Annotated in this window: 21 protein-coding genes, 1 pseudogene and 1 riboswitch; of the genes and pseudogenes, 13 read left to right on the forward strand and 9 right to left on the reverse strand. The window is 63.8% G+C overall.

Going from position 1 to position 22,109, the window contains the following annotated elements; genetic code table 11:
* A complete protein-coding gene (locus ACQKPS_RS03320; protein ID WP_254485430.1) occupies window positions 1-909 on the reverse strand; it encodes an aldo/keto reductase in 909 nt (302 codons plus the stop codon).
* 89 nt (window positions 910-998) lie between these two features.
* Window positions 999-1,880 (reverse strand): Dyp-type peroxidase, encoded by an 882-nt coding sequence (locus ACQKPS_RS03325; RefSeq protein WP_427602697.1) that lies wholly within the window; start codon window positions 1,878-1,880, stop codon window positions 999-1,001.
* 193 nt (window positions 1,881-2,073) lie between these two features.
* Here ACQKPS_RS03325 and ACQKPS_RS03330 point away from each other — a divergent pair, with 193 nt between their 5' ends.
* Window positions 2,074-2,961 carry a bile acid:sodium symporter family protein gene (locus ACQKPS_RS03330; protein WP_254485428.1) on the forward strand — a complete coding sequence of 296 codons (888 nt, stop codon included), beginning with the start codon at window positions 2,074-2,076 and terminating at the stop codon, window positions 2,959-2,961.
* Here ACQKPS_RS03330 and ACQKPS_RS03335 read toward each other — a convergent pair.
* Window positions 2,918-3,391, reverse strand: coding sequence for a sterol desaturase family protein (locus ACQKPS_RS03335; protein WP_254485427.1), 474 nt, complete (start codon window positions 3,389-3,391; stop codon window positions 2,918-2,920). The two genes, ACQKPS_RS03330 and ACQKPS_RS03335, sit on opposite strands and share 44 nt — an antisense overlap.
* Window positions 3,392-3,775: 384 nt before the next feature.
* On the opposite strand from ACQKPS_RS03335, the gene ACQKPS_RS03340 reads away from it, so the two are divergent.
* Both ACQKPS_RS03340 and ACQKPS_RS03345 read left to right on the forward strand, forming a co-directional pair.
* Complete coding sequence (locus ACQKPS_RS03340; RefSeq protein WP_313201038.1) at window positions 3,776-4,489, forward strand: MgtC/SapB family protein; 714 nt, start codon at window positions 3,776-3,778, stop codon at window positions 4,487-4,489.
* Window positions 4,490-4,544: 55 nt separating this feature from the next.
* Complete coding sequence (locus ACQKPS_RS03345; RefSeq protein WP_427602700.1) at window positions 4,545-5,051, forward strand: GNAT family N-acetyltransferase; 507 nt, start codon at window positions 4,545-4,547, stop codon at window positions 5,049-5,051.
* A gap of 4 nt (window positions 5,052-5,055) precedes the next feature.
* Here ACQKPS_RS03345 and ACQKPS_RS03350 read toward each other — a convergent pair whose 3' ends face one another.
* A complete protein-coding gene (locus tag ACQKPS_RS03350; protein ID WP_427602702.1) occupies window positions 5,056-6,621 on the reverse strand; it encodes a sensor domain-containing diguanylate cyclase in 1,566 nt (521 codons plus the stop codon).
* Window positions 6,622-6,783: 162 nt separating this feature from the next.
* Between ACQKPS_RS03350 and ACQKPS_RS03355 the strand changes: the two genes are divergently transcribed.
* Both ACQKPS_RS03355 and ACQKPS_RS03360 read left to right on the forward strand, forming a co-directional pair.
* On the forward strand, window positions 6,784-7,284 hold the full coding sequence (locus ACQKPS_RS03355) for a DUF4142 domain-containing protein (protein ID WP_176506274.1): 501 nt from the start codon (window positions 6,784-6,786) through the stop codon (window positions 7,282-7,284).
* Between the two features lie 24 nt (window positions 7,285-7,308).
* Window positions 7,309-7,560, forward strand: coding sequence for a hypothetical protein (locus ACQKPS_RS03360; RefSeq protein ID WP_254485424.1), 252 nt, complete (start codon window positions 7,309-7,311; stop codon window positions 7,558-7,560).
* A 47-nt stretch (window positions 7,561-7,607) separates the two neighbouring features.
* On the opposite strand, the gene ACQKPS_RS03365 is transcribed toward ACQKPS_RS03360, so the two are convergent.
* Window positions 7,608-7,778, reverse strand: coding sequence for a DUF6021 family protein (locus tag ACQKPS_RS03365; RefSeq protein ID WP_254485423.1), 171 nt, complete (start codon window positions 7,776-7,778; stop codon window positions 7,608-7,610).
* A gap of 57 nt (window positions 7,779-7,835) precedes the next feature.
* Window positions 7,836-8,729 (reverse strand): DNA-binding protein, encoded by an 894-nt coding sequence (locus ACQKPS_RS03370; protein ID WP_283724148.1) that lies wholly within the window; start codon window positions 8,727-8,729, stop codon window positions 7,836-7,838.
* Between the two features lie 329 nt (window positions 8,730-9,058).
* Here ACQKPS_RS03370 and ACQKPS_RS03375 point away from each other — a divergent pair.
* The 3 genes and pseudogenes from ACQKPS_RS03375 to ACQKPS_RS03385 all read left to right on the forward strand — a co-directional run bounded on the left by ACQKPS_RS03375 (window position 9,059) and on the right by ACQKPS_RS03385 (window position 12,662).
* A pseudogene (locus ACQKPS_RS03375) lies at window positions 9,059-10,023 on the forward strand (MFS transporter).
* Between the two features lie 20 nt (window positions 10,024-10,043).
* Window positions 10,044-11,282 (forward strand): gallate dioxygenase, encoded by a 1,239-nt coding sequence (locus ACQKPS_RS03380; RefSeq protein WP_427602705.1) that lies wholly within the window; start codon window positions 10,044-10,046, stop codon window positions 11,280-11,282.
* Between the two features lie 132 nt (window positions 11,283-11,414).
* Window positions 11,415-12,662, forward strand: a complete 1,248-nt coding sequence (locus ACQKPS_RS03385; protein WP_254485419.1) for an OprD family porin — start codon at window positions 11,415-11,417, stop codon at window positions 12,660-12,662.
* Window positions 12,663-12,668: 6 nt separating this feature from the next.
* Here the strand turns inward: ACQKPS_RS03385 and ACQKPS_RS03390 are convergent, their stop codons facing one another.
* The gene (locus ACQKPS_RS03390; protein ID WP_427602707.1) at window positions 12,669-13,856 is read right to left on the reverse strand and encodes a LysR family transcriptional regulator; all 1,188 of its coding nucleotides are present in this window, start codon (window positions 13,854-13,856) and stop codon (window positions 12,669-12,671) included.
* Window positions 13,857-14,013: 157 nt separating this feature from the next.
* On the opposite strand from ACQKPS_RS03390, the gene galB reads away from it, so the two are divergent.
* The 4 genes from galB to ACQKPS_RS03410 all read left to right on the forward strand — a co-directional run bounded on the left by galB (window position 14,014) and on the right by ACQKPS_RS03410 (window position 16,973).
* Window positions 14,014-14,748: a 4-oxalmesaconate hydratase gene (gene galB / locus ACQKPS_RS03395; RefSeq protein WP_254485417.1), complete on the forward strand. Its 735-nt coding sequence runs from the start codon at window positions 14,014-14,016 to the stop codon at window positions 14,746-14,748.
* Entirely contained in the window at window positions 14,745-15,461 is a 717-nt protein-coding gene (locus ACQKPS_RS03400; protein WP_283724143.1) for a 4-carboxy-4-hydroxy-2-oxoadipate aldolase/oxaloacetate decarboxylase, read from the forward strand. The genes galB and ACQKPS_RS03400 overlap by 4 nt, the downstream gene beginning before the upstream one ends.
* 2 nt (window positions 15,462-15,463) lie before the next feature.
* Window positions 15,464-16,603 carry a 4-oxalomesaconate tautomerase gene (locus ACQKPS_RS03405; protein WP_254485415.1) on the forward strand — a complete coding sequence of 380 codons (1,140 nt, stop codon included), beginning with the start codon at window positions 15,464-15,466 and terminating at the stop codon, window positions 16,601-16,603.
* A 175-nt stretch (window positions 16,604-16,778) separates the two neighbouring features.
* Entirely contained in the window at window positions 16,779-16,973 is a 195-nt protein-coding gene (locus ACQKPS_RS03410; protein ID WP_254485414.1) for a hypothetical protein, read from the forward strand.
* Between the two features lie 15 nt (window positions 16,974-16,988).
* Here ACQKPS_RS03410 and tenA read toward each other — a convergent pair whose 3' ends face one another.
* Window positions 16,989-17,654 (reverse strand): thiaminase II, encoded by a 666-nt coding sequence (gene tenA / locus ACQKPS_RS03415; RefSeq protein ID WP_254485413.1) that lies wholly within the window; start codon window positions 17,652-17,654, stop codon window positions 16,989-16,991.
* The gene (locus tag ACQKPS_RS03420; protein ID WP_254485412.1) at window positions 17,651-18,298 is read right to left on the reverse strand and encodes a TenA family protein; all 648 of its coding nucleotides are present in this window, start codon (window positions 18,296-18,298) and stop codon (window positions 17,651-17,653) included. The genes tenA and ACQKPS_RS03420 overlap by 4 nt, the downstream gene beginning before the upstream one ends.
* Before the next feature lie 30 nt (window positions 18,299-18,328).
* Window positions 18,329-18,443, reverse strand: a riboswitch (TPP riboswitch).
* Window positions 18,444-18,696: 253 nt separating this feature from the next.
* Here ACQKPS_RS03420 and ACQKPS_RS03425 point away from each other — a divergent pair.
* Window positions 18,697-22,089 carry an Ig-like domain-containing protein gene (locus tag ACQKPS_RS03425; protein ID WP_427602710.1) on the forward strand — a complete coding sequence of 1,131 codons (3,393 nt, stop codon included), beginning with the start codon at window positions 18,697-18,699 and terminating at the stop codon, window positions 22,087-22,089.
* Window positions 22,090-22,109: the final 20 nt, after the last annotated feature.

Consider the following 22,109-nt stretch of genomic DNA (forward strand, 5'->3'; position numbering starts at 1 on the left):
TCAGGCGAACTGCTTGATCAGCGCTTGCTGCTGCGCCTGGCTGAGCAGAGGCTCATGCCCTGCCTTGAGCTGGTCAAGCTGGCGTTCAGGACGCCCGGTCGCGGGGATGACCGTGGTCACGGCCGGATGGCTGATGGCGAACTTGAGAAACAGCTGCGCCCAGCTGCCGATTCCGGCCTCGGCCGCCCATGCCGGCAAGGCCTGGTCCTTGACCCTGGCAAACAGCCGGCCGTCGTCGAAGGCACGGTTGACCAGCACGGCGACGCCCTTGTCCTGGCACATCGGCAACAGTTCGCGCGCGGCGTGCGGGGCATTCACCGAATAGTTGATCTGGATGAAGTCCAGCGGCTCGCTGCGGACGATGCGCGCCACGTCTTCGTGGCCGCTGTTCAGGTAATGGGTGATACCGACGTAACGGGTCTTGCCCTGCTGCTTGAGCACGCGTGCGTAGGGCAGTTGCTCCTTCCAGTCTCGCAGGTTGTGAATCTGCAACAGGTCGACCGTGTCGGTACGCAGGCTCTTGAGCGTGCCGGCCCATTGCGCTTGCGCTTCGGCCTGGCTGTCGGCGGCGATCTTGGTGGCGATGAAGCACTGCTTGTGCCAGCCACCCTCCTCCAGCAACTGGCCGAGAATGCGGTCGGCGCCGCCATAATTGGGCGAGGTGTCGATGACCTTGCCGCCACCGTCGAAGAACGCCTTGAGCACCGCCTTGAGCTGCTGGTACCCGGCAGAGCCGGCTTCGACTTCAAAGCTGCCAGAGGTACCAGCACCAATCACCGGCAAGGCCTCACCGGTGGACGGGACCTTGCGCGTCAGCAATCCGCCAGCGCCGGCGGCCTGCAGCCAGGGGCTGGCGGCAACCAGCGCCAAAGCCGCACTGGCGCGTAGGACATCGCGACGCTTGTACATGGCAAAGCTCCCGTCATGAGTCGGAAACTTCCAAGGCTAGCCGCTCTATCCGGCGCCAGCCGGTGATTCTGTATCTGGATGTTTTATGGTCACGCCTGCAGCAGCGCGCTCAGGTCCAGACCCGCCTTAGTCATGGGTGGGCACCAGTAGTAGCCGCCGGTCAGCGGCCGGCTGAAGCGGTACAGGCCGTCGATGATGCCGTCTTCCAGGCCGCTCATGCGCCGCAGTTGCACTTCGAAGGCATCGAAGCTACGGCCCAGGGCGACGAACGCCAGGCCTGCGCCGCGGCTGTCGGCCCAGGCGACCGAGCGGCGCACCATGAAGGCCTCTGGCGCGAAGCTTTCCTGGGCGGTGCGCTTGACGTGGGCCGACTCCGGCGCGTCATCGAGTTCTTCGTTGTCGCTCAGGCGCCGGCCGATGATGTTGTCCTGGTCGGCCTGGGGCAGTGACTTGAAATACGCCAGGTCATGCTTCCACAGCTGGAAGGCGGCGAAGCTGGAACCGGCCAGCCCCGGCTGCTCGCCGGCCAGAATGGCGGCGTCCACGGCATCCAGGTCCAACGGGTTCTCGGTGCCGTCCTGGTAACCGGTCAGGTCGTGGCCACCGTGGTGCAAAAAGCCGTCGACGCTGTCCGCCAGGTGCAGTGCCGGGGCCAGCGCCTGTTCCAGCGCCTGGGCCTGGAGCAGCAAATCCCCCCGCTCGTTGCCCCGCAGCCACAGCCACAAGGCGTGTTGGGTGCTGGGGTTCTCCACTGCGGCATCCAGCTGCGGGAAGGCGCGCAGGCCAGGTACGTCACGCCCCAAGGCTTTCACCAGCGGCGCACCGACACCGAGGATCAGGTTCTGGCCATCCACCTGTGGCAATAATGCATCCAGTACGGCAGGCAACGCCTCGGGCGACTGCAGGGCAAAGAACAGGTGGCGGGCGTGGGCCGGCACAGGGGTGGCAAGCAGACCTTGCTGGAACGGCATGACAGGCTAATCCTCGGCAAAAAGCGGAATGCTACTGCGCCGCAGCGCCTATCGCAACGCGGCATGCAGCGGCTGTGCGGCAAGGTTCACCGGCAATCCGGTAACAAACGGTTACCAAGTACTGGCGCATTGCGATTAGCCAACCCGCAAGGCCGGCCTAGACTGCCTGCATCCTTTGCCCGAGTGCCTGGCCATGACCGCCTCTCCCTTGCTGACTGCATTCCTCCCTCTGGCGCTGGGCATCATCATGCTCGGCCTGGGCCTGTCACTGACGCTGGCCGATTTCGCCCGCGTGGTGAAATACCCGAAACCGGTGGTGGTCGGCCTGTGTTGCCAGATCCTGCTGTTGCCGCTGGTGTGCTTCCTGATCGCCAACGGCTTTGGCCTGGAGCCGGCGCTGGCGGTCGGCCTGATGCTGCTGGCGGCCTCCCCGGGTGGCACCACTGCCAACTTGTTCAGCCACTTGGCCCACGGCGACGTAGCGCTGAATATCACCCTGACAGCGGTCAATTCGCTGATCGCGATCCTGACCATGCCACTGCTGGTGAACCTGTCGCTGGGGTGGTTCATGGCATCGGACCAAGCGATCCCGCTGCAATTTGCCAAGGTCATGCAGGTGTTTGCCATTGTCCTGCTGCCGGTGGCCCTGGGTATGCTGATTCGCCGTTGGGCGCCGCGCTTTGCCGCAGGCATGGAAAAACCGATGAAACTGGTGGCCGCGCTGTTCTTGGCATTCACCATCGTGCTGGCGCTGGCCAAGGACTGGCAGACCGTTGTCGCCTATGCCCCGGTGGTGGGCCTGGCGGCCCTGCTGTTCAACCTGATCAGCCTGACGCTTGGCTACTGGGTACCACGGCTGCTGAGCATACCCAAGCGTCAGGCGATTGCCATCGGCATGGAAATCGGCATCCACAACGGCACCTTGGCCATCGCCCTGGCACTGAGCCCATCGTTGCTGAACAACGCCACCATGGCCGTACCAGCCGCGCTCTACAGCCTGATCATGTTCTTTACCGCAGCCGGGTTTGGCTGGTGGGTCAGCCGCGGTCGCGTGGCACCCGCGCCTGCAACTGGCGCTTGAGCACCCTCAATGGCGGCGCATAGAAAAAACCGAACGAAACGCTGCCCGTGCGCCCCTTGACGGCATGGTGCAACTGATGGGCGCGGTGCAGCCGCTTGAGGTAGCGGTTGACCGGCCGTGGCTTGCGCGGCCAGTGGCGGTGAAAGAAGCCATCATGGGCCAGCACGTACAGCACCCCATACCCGGCCACGCCAGCGCCCACCCACTGCAACGGCGCATGGCCGGCCTTGCCCAGGGCGATCAGCGCCGTGGCAATAAGGCCCAGCGCCACCAGGTACAGGTCGTTGGTTTCCAGCATGCCCAGTTGCGGCTCGTGGTGCGAACGGTGCAGCCACCAGCCCCAGCCATGCATGATGTACTTGTGGGCCAGCGTGCCGACACCTTCCATGGCCACCAGGGTGCCGAGCAGCACGGTGAGATTGAACAGCATGTAACGGTCCGGGGTATGGCGAAAAATGGCGCTAAGGGTACCGATTACCCAGGTTTATTTCCATGCAGGCGTGACCGGCTGCAAGGCATTTGCGCATGAATCCGTTGTCATGTTTTTGCGCTTGACCCTGTGCCGGTGGCGGCGTAAGGTCCGCGACGCAATTTCGCATCCTTGAACAGGAGTCCTGCTTTGGACAGTAGCCCCAGTCGCTTGCGACAGGCCCACACGGCGAGCTAGTCCGGCAGCTTCCTGCCACTGTCTCGCCATTGGCCAGGCGGTGGAATTCTCCAGCCTTTGAAGGCTTTCCCCCTCTTCCCTTTCGTGGTCCTGCGCATTTTCTGGTTATTCAACCGTGCGGGCGTGTGCCCGTGGAAGAGGTTTGCTATGGATTGGAAAGTCTTTCTGCTGCGCGTCAGCATTGCCCTGCTGCTCGGCGCCCTGATCGGTGCCGAACGCCAACTGCGCCAACGCCTGACCGGGCTGCGTACCAACGCGCTGGTCAGCACCGGTGCCTGCCTGTTCGTGCTGATGACCCAGGCGGTGCCGGGCATGGCCCCCAACGATGCCTCGCGGGTGGCCGCCTACGTGGTATCGGGCATCGGGTTTCTCGGTGGCGGCGTCATCATGCGCGACGGTTTCAACGTGCGAGGCTTGAACACCGCCGCCACACTCTGGTGCACCGCCGCGGTCGGTGTGTTGTGCAGCCTCGGGCTGTTGCTTGAAGCAACGCTGGGCAGCCTGATGGTGCTGTGTGCCAACATCCTGCTGCGCGATATCGCCCAGCGTCTGGACCGCCAGGAGGTGCTGCCAGCCAACGAGGTCGAACAACGTTTCGAGGTGCGCATCGTCTGTCGCGCTGAAGACGAGATCCAGGTGCGTAGCCTGATGCTGCACAGCCTGGGCGACCCACAGTTGCGCCTGCAATCGCTGCACAGTGAAGACCTGGCCGACCCAGCCCGCCTGGAAGTGCGTGCCGAACTGCTCGGCAACCCGCAGGCCCCGGCACAGCTGGAGCGGCTGGTGGGCCGGGTGAGCCTGGAAAAAGGCGTAAGCTCGGTGCGCTGGCAGTTGCAGCCACAGGCGCTGGCGACGGACTAGGGTGACGCTCCTTCTTTTCCTGGCGCTCCTTGGCTTGACGGAGGAACATTGAACAATGCATATACGCCCCGCCCTGCCCGCGGACATCGCCCAGCTGATTGCAGTCGAGCAATCAGCCGCACAAGCATTCTTGCGGCTGCCCGAACTGGCCTGGTTGGCAAGTGCCCAGGGACTGGACGAACTGGCGCACAAGGCCTTCATTAACGATCATGGCAGCCTGCTGGCCGAGGATGACCAAGGGCAGGTCCTGGGCTTTGTGTGCCTGAGCCTGGAAGGTCAGGCGCTGCATGTTCACGAGCTTTCGGTACGGTTGCAGTCGCAGGGGCAAGGTATCGGCAGGCTGTTGCTCGACCAGGCATGTGCGGTGGCGCGGCATCGGGGTGCCTCGGCGCTGACCTTGACCACCTTTGCGCACGTGGCCTGGAATGGACCCTTCTATGCGAGGTACGGGTTCGAAGTGCTCGATGAGCAGCACCTCGGGGCAAGGTTGCAGGGCATTCTGGCAACAGAGCGCGCGCAGGGTTTGTCCGGACGGTGTGCAATGCGCCTGGCGCTGCACTGAGCCGTCATTCGGAACGCTCTGCCAACGCGGCTGCCACCGTATAACCATCGCGCCCCTGCCGTTTGGCCTGATACAACGCCGCGTCAGCCGCCGCCATCAGGTTTTCCGGTGTGCTGGCATCGCGTGCCGGATGGCCAACCGCAATCCCGGCACTGGCCGATACCACCCCCAAGGGGCTGCCGGCGTGGGGGATCGCGTGGCGGCGCAACAACTGCATGACCTCATCGACGACCAGCTCGGCGCCTGCTGCATCGGTGTCGGGCAGCAACATGGTGAATTCCTCCCCGCCATAGCGCACCGCCAAGTCCGCCGGGCGCTTCAACGCTTGCTGCAACAATTCGGCAAAGCGCCGCAAGCATTGGTCGCCGGCGGGGTGACCATAGCGGTCGTTGTACAGTTTGAAGTAATCCAGGTCGAGCATTACCAGCGCTACCGGGTAACCCTGGCGGTGAGCCCGCTTGAGCTCGGCCTCGAACACCGCATCCAGCCGCCGGCGATTGCCGAGCCCGGTCAGGCTGTCGGTAAGGGCCAGTGACTTGAGGGTCTGGTGCGCCTGGTGCAGCGCCCGTTCGATGGCAATACGCTCGCGCAGCTGGCCCAGCACCACCCAGCCGAACGCCACCAGGCCGATCAGCAATAGAAGCAGTACCGCAACCGACTTGATCACATCGTACCGCCAGGGCGCGATGATCGATTCCCGGGACAAGCCCGCCTCTACCACCAGCGGGTAGCTCGACAGCGCCCGGTACGCATAGAGCCGCGGGGTGCCGTCAATCACTGCCACTGCTTCGGCCAGGCCTTCGTTGGCATAGGGCAGGTAATTGCGGAACACTTCACTGTTGGCCAAGCTGCGCCCCACCACCTGCTCCACGAACGGCCGCCGAACCAGGATGGTGCCATCGCGCTTGGCCAGCACCAGCGCGCCTCGTTCATCGATCTTGAAATCACCGTAGTAGCGCACGAACCAGTCCACCTTGATGGTACCGAGCAATACCCCGGCGAAGCTGCCGTCAGGGTTATCCAACCGGCGCGAGATGGGAATGACCAGGTCGCCCGTGGTCCGGCTGCGCACAACCGAGCCGATCTGCACGCTGCGATCGGCATGCAGGCGGTGGTAAATGAAGTAGTCGCGGTCGCCATTGTTCGCCTTGGGCGGTATCGCAGCGCGATCAGTCACCACCCAGCTACCGTCCGGAGCAAACACGAACAGGCCATGCAGCTGCGGCATGATCGCCATTTGCTGGGCCAGTAACGCATGCAGCCGAGGGCGGTCCAGGTTGGCGAAACCGTCGCCTTCGATGCGCTCGGCCAGTGCAGCGGTGATCGCATCCACCTGGCGAATGGCATCCTCGGCATGCTGACTGGTCGCCCTGGCGAGGTTGGTGACCATGTTCTCGGCATTGCTGAACGCGTGACGATAGTCGCGCCAGGTACGCCAGCCCTCGACCAGCACGAATGCCAGCATCATCACGGCCATGAACGACAGCACCAGGCGGAACAACGCCAAGGCGCGCCCCTCGCCGCTGGCTGTGATCAGCCCGTCCTCGTCCTGCTTTCTGGCCGCCCCCATGGAAGTCCTTGTCCTCAAGCGTATGCCCGTTATGACTATAGTTCAGCGCCCAGGTGCCTTTCGATGGTCGACCGGCGCCGAAAAAAACGAAACCTTTGCCAGTCGCCGCTGCTCAACCGTACGCGACACTGAAGTCGCGCCAACGGTTATGAGGAGTCAGGCATGAGCAATCTGTTCATCAAACGCGCTGGGCTTTCGCTGGTACTGGGCATGGCATCGCTGCAGGCACTGGCCGCCACTTCCGACGACTTTGTCGAGGCCGCCACCGAATCCGGCATCGCCGAGGTGGTCACCGGGAACCTGGCCCTGGAAAAAAGCCAGAACGCTGAAATCAAGAAGTTTGCCCAGCAGATGGTCACCGACCACACCGCGGCTAACCAGAAGCTCGGCGACATCGCCCGCAAGCTGGACATCAGCGTGCCGGACGAAGCGGCGCTGACCGATAAAGTGAAGAAGATGATCCTCGAATGGCGCGACGAGTCGTTCGACAAGTCCTATGTCAACAACCAGGTCGACGCCCACGAAAAAGCCGTGGAGCTGTTCAAGAAGGAAGCAGCGTCTTCCGACAAGCCTGAGCTTAAAGCCTTCGCCAGCGAAACCCTGCCAAAGCTTGAACACCATCTGGAGCAGGCCAAGGCACTTCAGGCCACTCACGGCAAGTGACCGCCCGACGACACGAGGCCATACATGACTAACGATGCATTGCGAAGCGAAATCCTCACCCGCCTGCTGCACGCCCACCCGCAAGGGCTCGGCAAGGAGTTACTGGACAACTATCGCGGTGAGAAGGCCGTGGCCGGGATGCTCAAGACCCTGCAGGAGCACGGCCTGATCCAGGATGGCGCCGTGGCGGTCGACGATGACCACCAGATCAGCGTGAGCTATCCAATCAAGCTGTCGGCGGCGGGTGTCGAAGCGGCCAAGCAAGCGGAGGGTTGAGGCTCAACCGCCCCATCGCTCGCAGCGCGGCGATGGGGCGGGCCGAGTCACCGATCCTTGTGGTTTTTTTCCACGTCCCGTGGCGGTTTTGCCGGCCCTTGCGGGTCCACCTGCGGATCGTTCAGGTCTGGAGAATCCGGGTCAAACCCCAAATCGTCCTTTTTCTGTGCATGGCCTGAAGAATGCGGGCCCTGCTGATGTTGCTGTGGCTTTTCCATGTTGCGCGCTCCTGGGGAATGTCTAAGGAAGAACGCAACTGCGCCAGGAAGTTTGATTCAATTGCCGGCTTGCCGCCCCTTCTGCGCCTGAAGCGTTTCGTCGCGTTTGCGCAGTTCGTCCTGCAACTGCTGTAACTGCCTGCTCTGCTCCGAGCAGATCGCACGGTGCTCTTCAAGGCTTTGCGTTTGCATATGCAACTGCCGCCGCATTTCATCACTGGCACCCTGCGCCTGCGCAAGGATGGTCCGCAGCCCTTGGATCTGTGCATCGCGCTGCTCGAGCAGTTCGGCCTTGGTCTTGCATTCGCTAGTGGCCTGGCGATGCTCGCCGAGCATCCGTTCGTTGTCGCGGTGCAGGCGGGTCAGTTCGTCCTGTTTGGCGATCATGCCTTGTTGCAACTGACGCAACTCCAGCTGCGCATGGCGGTGCTTGTCCTCCAGCGAACGCACCTGCTCCTCCTTGTCGGCCAGGCGCAATTGCAATTCACCCACGGCTTGACTGAGGCTGGCGCTGCGCAACTGCTCAGCCTGAAGCGAATGCTGCGCGGTCACCAGGCGCTCCGATTCGGCCGCCAGCGCAGCGGCCTGGATCTGCTGTTGCTGGTGAGCGGCCGCCAATGCCTGCTGTGCCAACTGCAACTGCGCGGCAAGCTGGTCACGTTCTTCGTTGAACGCCGCTTCAGCCTGCTCGATGCGGGCGTCGCCTTCTTCCTGTAGCTGCGCGGCTAATTGCGATACCAGCCGAGTCAGCGACTCGCTGAGCGCAGCCTGCCCTTGCAGTGCCACAGGCTTGGGGCCCTCAAGCTCTTTCAAGTAGCGGTGGATGGTGGTTTTCGACCCGGTATTGCCCAGCTCGATACGTACCGCATCGATGCTGGGGTATTCCCCCCGGGCGATCAGCACCTGCCGCGCCTGCTGCACTACCGCTTTGTTGATACCGCCCCGGGCCATGTTTGCTCCTACGATTTCGTAACATGATACGTACCATGTAATTACGCGGGGATTTTCTTCCTTGCTTGGCCACATTTCAAGAGAATTCTAAGGCTTCATAATCACGGCTTATCGCATGTGAAGGATGAAAAGCCGTGCTTTCAAGCGCTGATCAATGACCCAGTACGCCAAGTGCGAAAAGCGCCCGATAAGCAGATTCGATATCCCATTAAGCATTTCCCGGAGGCGCCTGCTGCCGGGCAGGCCTTACAGTCACCTGCCGCCGAAATCCGGCGCGGTGGTTCTCCATCCGGACTACTCACCACTACAAGAACAAAAGGTGACCACACATGCTCAAGCCCGCGGTCGACGCTGCTGTCGACGTCAAAGACTGGATCGACAGCCGCCCTGTTTCGCCTTATCAGTGGCTGATCCTGTCGCTGTGTTTTCTGATCGTGCTGTTCGATGGCTTCGACGTAGCCGTCATGGGTTTCATCGCCCCTTCGTTGATGCAGGACTGGGGCCTGTCGCGTGCAGCGTTCGGCCCGGTAATGAGCGCTGGCATGATCGGCCTGGCCATCGGCGCGCTCACCGCCGGCCCTTACGCCGACCGCCTGGGGCGCAAGAAAGTGCTGCTGATCGCCGTCACCGGCTTCAGCCTGCTCAGCCTGGCCTGCGCCTTCGCCCGCAACCCTTACGAACTGGCGGTGCTACGCCTGCTGACCGGCATCGCGCTAGGTGCTGCGATGCCCAACAGCACCACCCTGCTGGCCGAGTACCTGCCTGAACGTTGCCGTTCACTGCTGATCACCGTCATGTTCACCGGCTTCAACATGGGCTCGGGGCTGGGTGGATTCCTGGCGGCCTGGCTGATCCCGCAGCAGGCACCGTGGGCGCCATCGTGGTCGGCTGGATCATGGACCGGCGCAACCCCAACCGGGTCATCGCCGTCGCCTACGCCCTGGGCGGGCTGTGCATCGTCAGCCTGGGCGCCTTGAGCCTGGAGTCGAGCCTGCTGGTGGTCGGCGTGGCTGCCGCGGGCTTCTGCATGAGTGGCGCGCAGACTGGCCTGAATGCCTTCGCCCCGGGCTACTACCCCACGGAGTTCCGCGCCACCGGTGTAAGCTGGATGCTCGGCATCGGCCGCTTCGGCGCCATCTTCGGCTCGCTGATCGGTGGCGCCGTGCTCAGCCTGGGCCTGGGCTTGCCACTGTTGTTCACCTTCCTTGGGCTGCCGGCGTTCATCGCCGCCGTGGCGATCCTGGCCAACGGCCACGCCCGGCGCCGCGCCAACCCTGCAGTAACCGCGCACTAACTGAAACAGAGGACCTTTACATGGCTCGCATCATTGGTGGCCTGGCCGTCTCCCACACCCCGACCATCGGCTTTGCCGTCGATCACGACAAACAGCAGGAAGCCGCCTGGGCGCCGATCTTCCAGAGCTTCGAGCCGATCCGTACGTGGTTGCAGGCGAACCAGCCGGACGTGTTGTTCTACATCTTCAACGACCATGTCACCTCATTCTTCTTCGACCACTACAGCGCCTTTGCCTTGGGGGTCGACGACCAGTACGGCGTGGCCGACGAAGGTGGCAACCCGCGCGATCTGCCCGCAGTCGGCGGCCATGCAGCGCTGTCGCGTCACATCGGCCAGAGCCTGATGGCCGACGAGTTCGACATGAGCTTCTTCCGCGACAAGCCGCTGGACCATGGCTTTTTCTCGCCAATGTCGGCGCTGCTGCCGTGCGACGAGGGCTGGCCAGTGCAGATCGTGCCGCTGCAGGTGGGCGTGCTGCAGTTGCCGATCCCCACGGCGCGGCGCTGCTACAAGCTGGGCCAGGCCCTGCGCCGGGCCATCGAGAGTTACCCGGAAGACCTCAAGGTGGCAATCGTCGCCACTGGCGGCGTGTCGCACCAAGTGCATGGTGAACGCTGCGGCTTCAACAACCCGGAGTGGGATGCCCGGTTCATGGAACTGCTGGTCAATGATCCGCAGCAACTGACCGAGATGACCCTGGCCGAATACGCCACCCTCGGCGGTATGGAAGGTGCGGAAGTGATCACCTGGCTGATCATGCGTGGCGCGTTGTCGGCCCAGGTCGAACGCAAGCACCAGAGCTATTACCTGCCCTCGATGACCGGCATCGCCACCCTGCTGCTGGAAAACCTCGACCAGGGCCTGCCGGCGCCGGTCAACGAGCGCCACCGCCAGCACATGCAGCATCAGCTGGCTGGCGTCGAGCGGCTGGCCGGGACTTACCCCTATACCCTTGAACGCAGTGCCCTGGGCTATCAGCTGAACAAGTTCCTGCACCGCCTGATCGAGCCGCAATGGCGTGAGCGTTTTCTGACCGAACCCGAGGCGCTGTATGAAGAGGCCGGGCTCGACGAGGCGGAGCGCGACCTGCTGCGCCGCCGCGACTGGCGCGGGCTGATCCACCATGGCGTGATCTTCTTCGTGCTGGAAAAGCTCGGCGCGGTGCTGGGTGTTTCCAACCTGGATATTTACGCCGCCATGCGCGGGCAAAGCCTTGATGACTTCATGAAAACCCGCAATCAGCAAGTGCGCTACTAAGTAGCCGGTAAAGCCAGCCGCTGACCGAAAGGGGCCACTCCGGCCCCGCAACCTACAACACAACCCACGCCCCCAGCGCTTTCAGGCTGCTGGCAGGCAGCGCTTTGCCCAACATAAAGAGAAACAACAATAATGAAATCTCGCAAGTTCTACCCCCTCCTGCCGGGTGTCGCCCTGGCGGCCAGCCTGCCCTTGTCGGCAGGCGCCGACGGCTTTCTGGATGACACCAAGGCCAACCTGACCCTGCGCAACTTCTACATGAACCGCGACTACACCGGCGATGCCAGCCAGAACAAAGCGGCGGAATGGACGCAGAGTTTCATTCTCGACCTGAAGTCCGGCTTCACCCCGGGCACCGTCGGTTTCGGCGTGGACGTGCTGGGCCTGTACAGCATCAAGCTCGATGGCGGCAAAGGCACCGCCGGCACGCAACTGTTGCCCGTGCACGACGATGGTCGCCCGGCGGATGACTTCGGGCGCACGGCGGTGGCCGGCAAGATGCGCCTTTCGAAGACCGAACTGAAGGTCGGGGAATGGTCACCGGCCCTGCCCGTCCTGCGTGCCGACGATGGCCGCTCGCTGCCGCAAACCTTCCAGGGCGCCCAGCTCACGTCCAATGAACTGGCCGGGCTGACGCTGTACGGCGGCCAGTTCCGTCAGAACAGCCCGCGCAACGACGCCAGCATGCAGGACATGAGCCTGTTCACCCGCACCGCGTTCACCTCTGACCGCTTCGACTTCGTCGGCGGCGAGTACCGCTTCAACCAGCAGAGCACCCTGCTCGGCCTGTGGCATGCCCGCCTCGAAGACATCTACCAGCAGAACTACCTGCAACTGCAGCACCAGCAAGCGCTGGGCGACTGGGTACTGGGCGCCAACCTTGGCTACTTCTGGGGCAAGGACGATGGCAGCGCCAAGGCCGGCGAGCTGGACAACCGCACCGCCTCCGGGCTGTTTTCCGCCCGGTACGGCGGCAACACCTTCTACCTCGGGCTGCAGAAGGTCATGGGCGATGACGAATGGTTCCGGGTCAACGGCGCCAGTGGCGGCACGCTGGCCAACGATGCGTTCGGCTCCAGCTATGAAAGCGCCCAGGAGCGCTCCTGGCAGTTGCGCCACGACTTCAACTTCGTGGTGCTCGGCGTTCCCGGCCTGACTTTGATGAACCGCTATATCCACGGCGACAACGTGCACAACGCCAGCACCCAGGACGGCACCGAGTGGGGGCGCGAGATCGAGCTGGCTTACGTGATCCAGTCCGGCCCGCTGAAAGCGCTCAACGTCAAATGGCGCAACTCAAACCAGCGTCGTAACTGGGGCAGCACCAACAGCTTCGATGAGAACCGGTTGATCGTCAGCTACCCGTTGAACCTGCTATAAGCCGGACTACTCGGCAATCACTTGGCGGATGCAGGCCATCAGTGCCGCTGCCGCCGGTGAATGCAGGCAGCCATTGCGGCAGGTCAGGCCGATGGCCCGCTCGGTATCGGGCAGTGCCAACGGCAAGCGCTGCAGTTCGCCACTGGCGATCTCGTGGGCCAGTTGATGCTCGGACACCGCTGCCAGCATGTCCGAGTGCAGCAACAGGCCACGAATGATCGCCAGGTCCGCGCTCTCCACCACCGGCCGTGGGCCAGCCAACCCGGCTGCGGCGAAACAGGCATCCAGCTGATAGCGGGCCGGCGAGCCCGAGCGCGGCAACACCCAGCGCGCCTCGCGCACCGCGGCCAGGCTCAGCTGGCGCTGCAACAGCGGATGGCCGCGCCTGGCGAGCAGCACGATCTGTTCGGTGATCAACGGCTCCCCGGTCAGGTCGCTGGCATAGTCACCCGGGCGCAATGCACCCAGCACGAAGTCCACGTCGCCGACACGCAACTCGGTCGCCAGCAGGTCGAACGGGCTCTCATTGGTGATCACCTGCACCAGCGGATGCGCGGCGGTAAAACGCAGGATGGCCTCCGGCAGGATGCGTGAGCGCCCGAGCGGCAGCGCCCCCACGTGCACCACACCTTGCAGGCTGCCATGCATGGCACTGAGGTCGCTGTCGATGTGGCGCAGCTCATTCAGTGCACGGCGGATCGGGAACAGGATGTCCTGGCTGGCAGACGTGGGTTGCAAGCCCCGCGGGGTGCGTTCGAACAGCGCCTGGCCGCAACCACCCTCAAGTACCTTGAGGGCCGAACTCACGGCTGGCTGGCTGAGCCCGAAATGGCTGGCAACGGTCTGCATGTGGCGGGTTTCGCAGAGCTTGACGAACACTTCCAGCCGACGTGCCTGGAACAGGTACAGCGGCTCCACCGCCGGAGCACCGACCACCTGCGGCACACTGCCCAGCTCCGCCAGCACCCGCTGCGCCCGAGGCAACACGCAGTGGCCGTAATCAGTCAGGCGCATACCGTTGGCATGGCGCTCGAACAGCGGCGCGGCCAGGCGCGACTCCAGTTCGGCGATCGCCCGGGTGACCACCGATTGCGCCCGGAACAACAGCTGCGCCGCACGCGACACGCTACCCGCCTCGGCTACGCGGACAAAGGCACGCACCTGCATCAGGTTGGGCAATTCCGGCTCGTTCATCGGCACTCCGGCTAGTCGACGCGCTATTTTGCTGACTATGCCCAGCCTGCCGCCAGCCGGCAATAAGTAAAACGTATACCTGAACCCATTGAACGCATTAGCCCGCCGTACCCGCCAGTGACATCCTGCCGTTCACCCCTCGCAGGAGCCAAACCCGATGAACGCAGCACAAAAAACCGCCCTGGTAGTCAGCGCCCATTCCGCCGATTTCGTCTGGCGGGCCGGTGGCGCCATCGCCCTCCACGCCGCACAAGGCTATGCCGTACACGTGGTCTGTTTGTCCTTCGGCGAGCGCGGCGAGTCCGCAAAGCTGTGGCGCAAGGGCGAGATGACCGAGGCCAAGGTCAAGGCCGCGCGTCGCAATGAAGCCTTGGCCGCCGCCGAGATACTCGGTGCCAGCGTCGAGTTCTTCGACATCGGCGACTACCCGATGCGCGCCGACCGCGACACCTTGCTGCGCCTGGCGGATGTCTATCGCCGGGTGCAACCTGAGTTCGTCCTCAGCCACTCGCTCAGGGACCCGTACAACTATGACCACCCGCTGGCCATGAACCTGGCCCAGGAAGCCCGCATCATCGCCCAGGCCGAAGGCTACAAACCGGGTGAGCAGATCGTCGCTGCACCGCCGGTTTACGCCTTCGAGCCGCACCAGCCGGAGCAGTGCGAATGGCGCCCGGACACCTTCCTGGACATCACCCCGGTGTGGGACAAGAAATACGCGGCCATTCAGTGCATGGCCGGCCAGGAACACCTGTGGGAGTACTACACCCGCGTCGCCCTGCAGCGCGGCGTGCAGGCCAAACGCAATGTGGGCATCACCAGCGCCCGCAACATCGTCTACGCCGAGGGCCTGCAAAGCATCTTCCCGCGGGTGACGGAGAACCTGGCATGAACGCGCTGATCGGCAAGACTGGCGTGGTCGTGCGCACCATTCCCCGGGCACCGGCCGAGGTGGTAGAAGCCCTGGGCCGCCTGGGCGTGGCAACGGTACACGAAGCCCAGGGCCGCAAAGGCCTGCTCGACTGCGGCCTGCGCCCGATCCAGCAAGGCATCGCCCTGGCCGGTACGGCCGTGACGGTGCTGGTAGCACCGGGTGACAACTGGATGTTTCATGTCGCTGTCGAACAGTGTCGCCCGGGCGACCTGCTGGTGGTGGCGCCCAGCTCGCCGTGCTGTGACGGCTACTTCGGCGACCTGCTGGCAACCTCGCTCAAGGCTCACGGCGTGCGCGCCCTGGTGATCGACGCCGGCGTGCGCGACAGCCAGACCCTTCGCGACATGGGCTTTGCCGTGTGGTCCCGGGCCATCAATGCCCAAGGCACGGTCAAGGAAGTACTGGGTTCGGTCAACCTGCCACTGCTGTGCGCCGGGCAGCTGGTCAATGCTGGTGACATCATCGTTGCCGATGATGACGGCGTGGTCGTGGTGCGCCATGGCGAAGCTACCAGCGTGCTGCACGCAGCGACCGCGCGCGCCGAACTGGAGGAGCGCAAACGCCTGCGCCTGGCTGCCGGTGAGCTGGGCCTGGACATCTACGAGATGCGCCCTCGCCTGGCCGCCAAAGGCCTGCGCTACGTCGACCAGCTTGCCGACCTGGAGCAATGACCATGAGCCAGACCCGCATCCCCTGTCTGCTCATGCGCGGCGGCACCTCGAAGGGCGCGTACTTCCTGCAGGACGACCTGCCCAGCGACGGTAGCCTGCGCGATCGCGTACTGCTGGCAGTCATGGGCTCGCCCGACAGCCGCCAGATCGACGGCATCGGCGGAGCGGACTCACTCACCAGCAAAGTGGCCATCATCCGCCCCTCGCAACGCGCAGGCGCCGATGTCGACTATCTGTTCGCCCAGGTGCTGGTGGATGAGGCACGCGTCGACTATGGCCAGAACTGCGGCAACATTCTTGCCGGGGTCGGGCCGTTCGCCATCGAACGTGGCCTGGTCAAGGTCGATGGACCGGTCACCGCCGTGCGCATCTTCATGGAGAACACCGGCCAGCTGGCGATCGCCCAGGTGCCCACGCCCCACGGGCAAGTGGAGTATGCCGGCGATACCCGCATCGACGGCGTGCCCGGGCACGCCGCGCCTCTACTGATCAATTTCGCCGACATTGCCGGCTCCAGTTGCGGGGCGCTGCTGCCGACCGGCAACAGCCGCGACCGGGTCGACGGCGTTGAGGTGACCTGCATCGACAATGGCATGCCGGTCATCCTGCTGCGCGCCGAGGACCTGGGCGTGAGCGGCCAGGAAAGCTGTGAAGCGCTGGATGGCGACGACGCGCTGAAGGCGCGCCTGGAGTCGATCCGCCTGCAGATGGGGCCACGCATGAATCTGGGCGACGTCAGCCAGCGCAACGTGCCGAAGATGTGCCTGGTGTCGGCGCCACGCCATGGCGGCACGATCAGTACACGCTCGTTCATTCCGCACCGCTGCCATGCCTCCATTGGCGTATTTGGTGCGGTCAGTGCCGCCACGGCCTGCCTGATCGAGGGCACGGTGACCCAGGGTATTGCCGTCATCGGCACGGAAGAGCACCAGCGTCTGTCGGTGGAGCACCCCAGTGGCGAGTTCAGTATCGAAGTGACACTGCAACAAGGCGCGCTGATCGGCTGCGGGCTGGTACGCACGGCCCGGCTGCTTTTCGACGGTCAGGTGTGCGTACCTCGGGGATTATGGTCGGCAGGAGTAAAAAAAGGGGCCGCAACGCGGCCCCCGTTCTGCTTCAATCGCCTCACCCCGCGAGAATGAATTCCGCCACCGTCACCGTCGTTGCCATCACCGCCCAGCAACAGGTCATTGCCGACATCGCCGTCAGCAGACCAATCACCCAATCATTGACCCATGTCGCTAGACTTCGCCTTTATCCCCTGACAAAGTACGGAAACTCTCACGGACGAGGCCCACAACCCAGCAAGGCGATTCCATGGCAATCGATTCCGTTCTGCTCCGCATCCTCCGTGCGTTCACTCCCTTCAACCAACGCCTGTTCCTGCGCCGCCTCACAAAGGAAGAGGTGAACCTCATCAACTACTTCCGCACCCTGCCCGAACGTGACCGGATCGCCGTGCGGTACATGTGCACGGCGATTCACAAAACCTCCCCCAAAACGTCCGATTGAAGCCTCAGCCCAGCCTCAGGCCACGCCATCCAGCCCCATCTGCCAGAAATCGGCCTCCAGCCGTGAAGCCTGGCCAAAGATCTGTGCCAACTCGACAAACCGCTGCTCGGTCATGCTCCGCGCCGCCAGTTCATCCAGATGCTTGCGCGCCGCCGCAGCCACTCCCTGGTAAGCCTCCCCGGCATATTCGCCAATCCATTCCCGGTACGGGTGTCCGCTCAGGTCGCCAATGCGCTCCGCCAGCGTGCGGCCAATCTCGGCGTAACCAATCACACACGGCGCCAACGCCACGTGCAGCTCAAGCAGGTCACCGGCCGCGCCGCAGTCGAGCACATAACGGGTGTAGGCCACGGTCGCCTGGTGCTCAGGCGCAGCCTGGATATCAGCCTGCGACAACCCCCACCGCGCGCACAGGCGCAGGTGCAGTTCGGTCTCGTCGAGAATCGCCGCCAGGCCCGCCTGGGCAGCACGGATATCCGCCGGCAGGCGGCTCTTGTAGGCAGCCAGCGCCCAAGCGCGGGCAAACTGGATGAGGAACAGGTAGTCCTGGATCAGGTAGGTGCGGAAGGCTTCTTCCGACAAGGTGCCCTCGCCCATCTGCCGCACGAAGTCGTGGTCGACATAGCTGTTCCACTGCCCGGCCATAGCAGCCTTCAAGCGCTCGAAAATATCCATACTCATGCCTCCTCGCGGTAGATGGCGTCGAAGAAGGCAAGCTCCAGTTCAACGGTACGTGCGTAGAAATCACTGGCCAATGCGGCCTCCTGGGGGCCTACCCGGTCCAGTTCGGCCTTGAGGAAGGCGACGAAATCGCAGAACGCCGGGTTGTCGTGCAGGGTGATCCATTCGGCGTAGACGAAGCTGGCTGGCAATGGCTTGGGTGCCTGGCGGGCCCAGTCCAGGTACAGGCCTTCGGCAACGTTCAGCACCGCCAGTGCGGCGGCGTAGGACCGGGTGGCCGCCGCCTCGCGCATGATGGCCTTGAAACCGGCGGTCGGTGCAGTGTCGGCGGGCTCGGCACGCTGCGCCGGGCTGACACCGAGGGCTTCGAACGCACGCAGGAAATAGGTGTTCTCGTCGCTGGAGATCATCCCGGCGAAGCGGCCGAAACGCAGGCGGGCCTCATAGGTGTCGGCGGTGGCAATGGCGGCGCCGAGCAAGGTCAGGAAACTGTCGAGAAAGCGGTGGTCCTGGACCAGGTAGCGGATCATGATCGGGTCGGCCACGCTGCCGTCGCAGAGTTCGGTGACGAAGCGATGGCCGACGGCCGCCGTCCAGGTCGGCTGGTTCTGGCGTTGCAGGGTTTCGCTGAAGCGTTCGGTCATGGTGTGGCCTCGCAGTGAGGCCGGCAAAAGGCAGGTCGGCAGTCCCATCCCTTCGCCGGCATTATCCGGATCAGGTTCGAAGGGTCACCGCGCTGCAGGTGCCAGCGGTTTCTCAGCCCGTTGCCGGGCTCCCCTTGGTGGCCGTCATGTATACAGCGCTGAACAAGAATTGTCACCAGTCCCATCACCGCAGTTGGGCCCCGCTCCACCCCAGTTTCGGGGACCTACACCCGATCATTGATACCTTGTTATTTAACGCACCTCAGGCATCACAAAGGTTTGTTTAACAAAGTATTACCCAAAGCTCCGTTGGCACAGCCGTTGCTCGGGCCATACAAAACCCGGCAATACGCCATTGATGGCTCTTAGCCATTTAGCCGCGAGCGAGGCACCAGGCAATGAAAATACCTGCCGTGATCCACCCCACCAGCCACGCCTTCAGATTGTCCGCCGTGACCGCACTGATGCTCAGCCTCGGGCTGATCTCAGCCATGGCCGCCTCGCTGGATGATGTCAGCCAGCCACCGCCGACAGACCCGTCGCACTACGATGACCAGCCGGCTGACCCCACGCCCGCGCTGCTGAACCTGTTCAACCTGCCGGAAGCCAACCAAGGTTCGCTGGAACTGCAGAACGGGGTGTACGGTGACCGTACCAGCAACCGGGTCGACAACGTGCTGCCGCCCGCCCTGCAGACGGCGCGCAATTACCCCACCAACGGCAAGCCGAGCCCGTTGTTCGGTGCGCAGCCTTTCACCCAGCAACTGCTGCTGTTCGAAGAATTCGGCCCGGAAAAACTCGACCCCAACCTGCCGCCGCCGACGCTGACCTTCCCGGTCCCCACACTCGGCCCGGAACCTGCGCAAGACCCCAACGTGGTCGCGCGCAGCAGCCCCAACGGCAATGCCCTGGAAGCCTTCCTAAAGCAACCGGGCCTGTACCCGTACCCAACCCAGTACGCCAACACCCTGGACCGCAACCCATGGAAAGCGCAGATCGAGATGTTCCTCAACCGTAATTCGGTCGGCTCGCCGGCAGAAGGCCGGCCACCAGGAAAAGGCTGGTCGCACCAGCGCTGGAACGAGTTCTACCCTCAGGCGGCGTTCAAGACTGCGCAGGCAGGCGCACGCATCAACCAGGGGCTGCGTGACCGCAAGCAGCTGCACAACTATGCCGTCGGCGAGTTCGCACCGGGCGGGCTGTATTACCAGACATCGGACATCCCGACCACCCTCGGCACCACCAAGGGCATCGACACCCGTTTCCACCCGAACATGCCGCTGCAGAACCACAAGTCGCTGTGGACCTTCGACGGTACCTTCCCGGCCAAACTGCTGATGGTCCGTTATGGCCAGCCGGTGCTGATGCGCCACTACAACGCGCTGCCGATCGACCCGGCGGCGAACGCAGGCTTTGGCTTGCACACCATTTCCACCCACGAGCACAACGGTCACTCGCCGGCCGAGAGCGATGGCTTCGCCAACGCCTATTTCTTCCCCGGCCAGTACTACGACTACCGCTGGCCGATCCAGCTGGCCGGTTACGACACCATCAACACCCGTGCCGAGGACCCGCGCGCCGCCTTCCCTTGCTCGCCAGGTGAAACCCTGTTCGTCAACGACGCCAACCCGGGGCTCAAGACCTGCGAGAACGGCAGCATCAAGATTCGCGGCGACTGGCACGAAACCATGAGTACCCACTGGTTCCACGACCACATGCTGGATTTCACGGCGCAGAACGTCTACAAGGGCAACGCCGTGATGATGAACTACTACAGCGCCATCGACCGCGGCAACGAAGCGCTGCAGGACGGGGTCAACCTGCGTTTCCCCAGCGGTTCGGGGATGGCCTGGGGCAATCGCGACTATGACGTCAACCTGGTGATCGCCGACAAGGCCTGGGATCAGAACGGCCAGCTGTGGTTCAACCCGTTCAACACCGACGGCTTCCTCGGCGACCAGGTGCTGGTCAACTGGCAGTACCAGCCCAAGCTCAAGGTTCGCGCCCGCAGCTATCGCTTCCGGATCCTCAATGGCTCGGTGTCGCGCTACTTCAAGTTTGCCGTGGTACGTGAAGTCGCCGGCAACAGCGGCGAGTTCAAGGGCCCTTCCGGGTCCAACGTGTCCTACGCCCGCGTGCCGTTCCACATGATCGCCAACGACGGCAACATCATGGAACACGCCGTGCCGTTCGACGGCACCATGGACCTCAACGGCGACGGCAAGACCGACGACAACAATGCCATCCTGCCGCTGCAAGGCATCGCCGAGCGCTACGACATCATCATCAACTTCGCCAAGAACGGGATCAAAGTCGGCGACAAGCTGTACATCGTCAACATCATGGAGCATGAAACCGGCAAGGGGCCGAAACAGGCCATCCCGCTGGCCGACGTGCTGTCCGAGAAGTACAAGGCCGTGATCAAGCAGACCAGCAACGGCCCTCAGTGGGAAAACGGTGACCCGGTGGTGGGCAAGGTCATGCAACTGGTCGTGCAGCCCTACAGCGGCCAGGACCTGAGCATGGATCCGACCGCCTATGAACCGGCCAAGCCGGGCAAGGCCGAAGGCCTGAAGATGATCCCGCTGGTGATCGATCGCAACGCCGTGGCCGACCAGGCCAGGATCAAGGCCGCCCGCCACCGCGAGTTCACCTTCGGTCGCTCCGATGGCACCGACACCACCCCCTGGACCATCAAGACCGACGGTGGCTTCGGCTACGGCATGGACCCGCGGCGCATCTCGGCGGCAGCGCAGCTTTCCAGCGAAGCGACCCAGGCGGGTTTCAGCGGCGACGGCACCCTGGAAGTGTGGAAGATCAAGAATGGCGGCAACGGCTGGAGCCACCCGGTGCACGTGCACTTCGAGGAAGGCGTGATCCTCAGCCGTGACGGCAAGGCGCCGCCGGAATGGGAAAAATGGGCGCGCAAGGACGTCTACCGCATCGGCCCGGACGCCGACTCCTCAGCAGAAGTGGAAATGGCCATTCACTTCCGCGAATTCGCCGGTACCTACATGGAGCACTGCCACAACACCCAGCACGAAGACAACTCGATGCTGTTGCGCTGGGACATCGAGCACCCGGGCCAGTTCCAGGTGATGCCGACCCCGCTGCCGGGTTGGGATGGCGTGCAGTACATGGCGTCGGTGGGCCTGCCAACCTTCCGCACCGCCAGCAATACCAACACCGACACCGCCAACAAGCCACCGGTGGCCAACAACGACAGCGCCGCGACCACGGCCGGCAAGCCGATCGTGATCAATGTGCTGGCCAATGACACCGACCCCGAAGGCAACCTGCCGCTGACCATCAGGGACCTCAACCAGCCGGACTCCGGCAAGGGTACGGTCAGCACCGATGGCAGCACCGTGACCTATACCCCGCCGGCCACGGTCGACACGCCGTTCACCGCCAGCTTTGCCTACACGGCGCGTGATGCCAAAGGTGCCGATTCGCTGACCCAGGCCACGGTCAGTGTCGCGGTGAGCCCTGCCGTAGCCGCGGACCAGGTCCAGGTCAGCAGCGCCGTTGTGCAGGTACGCAGCAATAACCGCTACACCTGGGACATCTCCGGCACCACCTCGGTGGCCAGCGGTAACAGCATCAGCGTGACCGCAGCCACCACCAGTGGCCCGCTGAACCTGGGCACGGCGACGCTGACGGCGGCAGGCAGCGGGGCCCGCTGGCGGTTGTCGGTGACCACTACCGGCAGCGGCCCGGCGACACCGGCGACGATCACCGTCAAGTCGGCACTGGGGCAAAGCGTGACGGCGCCAATCAGCATCAAGTGACTGTTCCATTGAAAGGGGCC

Source organism: Pseudomonas sp. NPDC086566 (genome assembly GCF_050280885.1).
Taxonomy (GTDB): domain Bacteria; phylum Pseudomonadota; class Gammaproteobacteria; order Pseudomonadales; family Pseudomonadaceae; genus Aquipseudomonas; species Aquipseudomonas vlassakiae.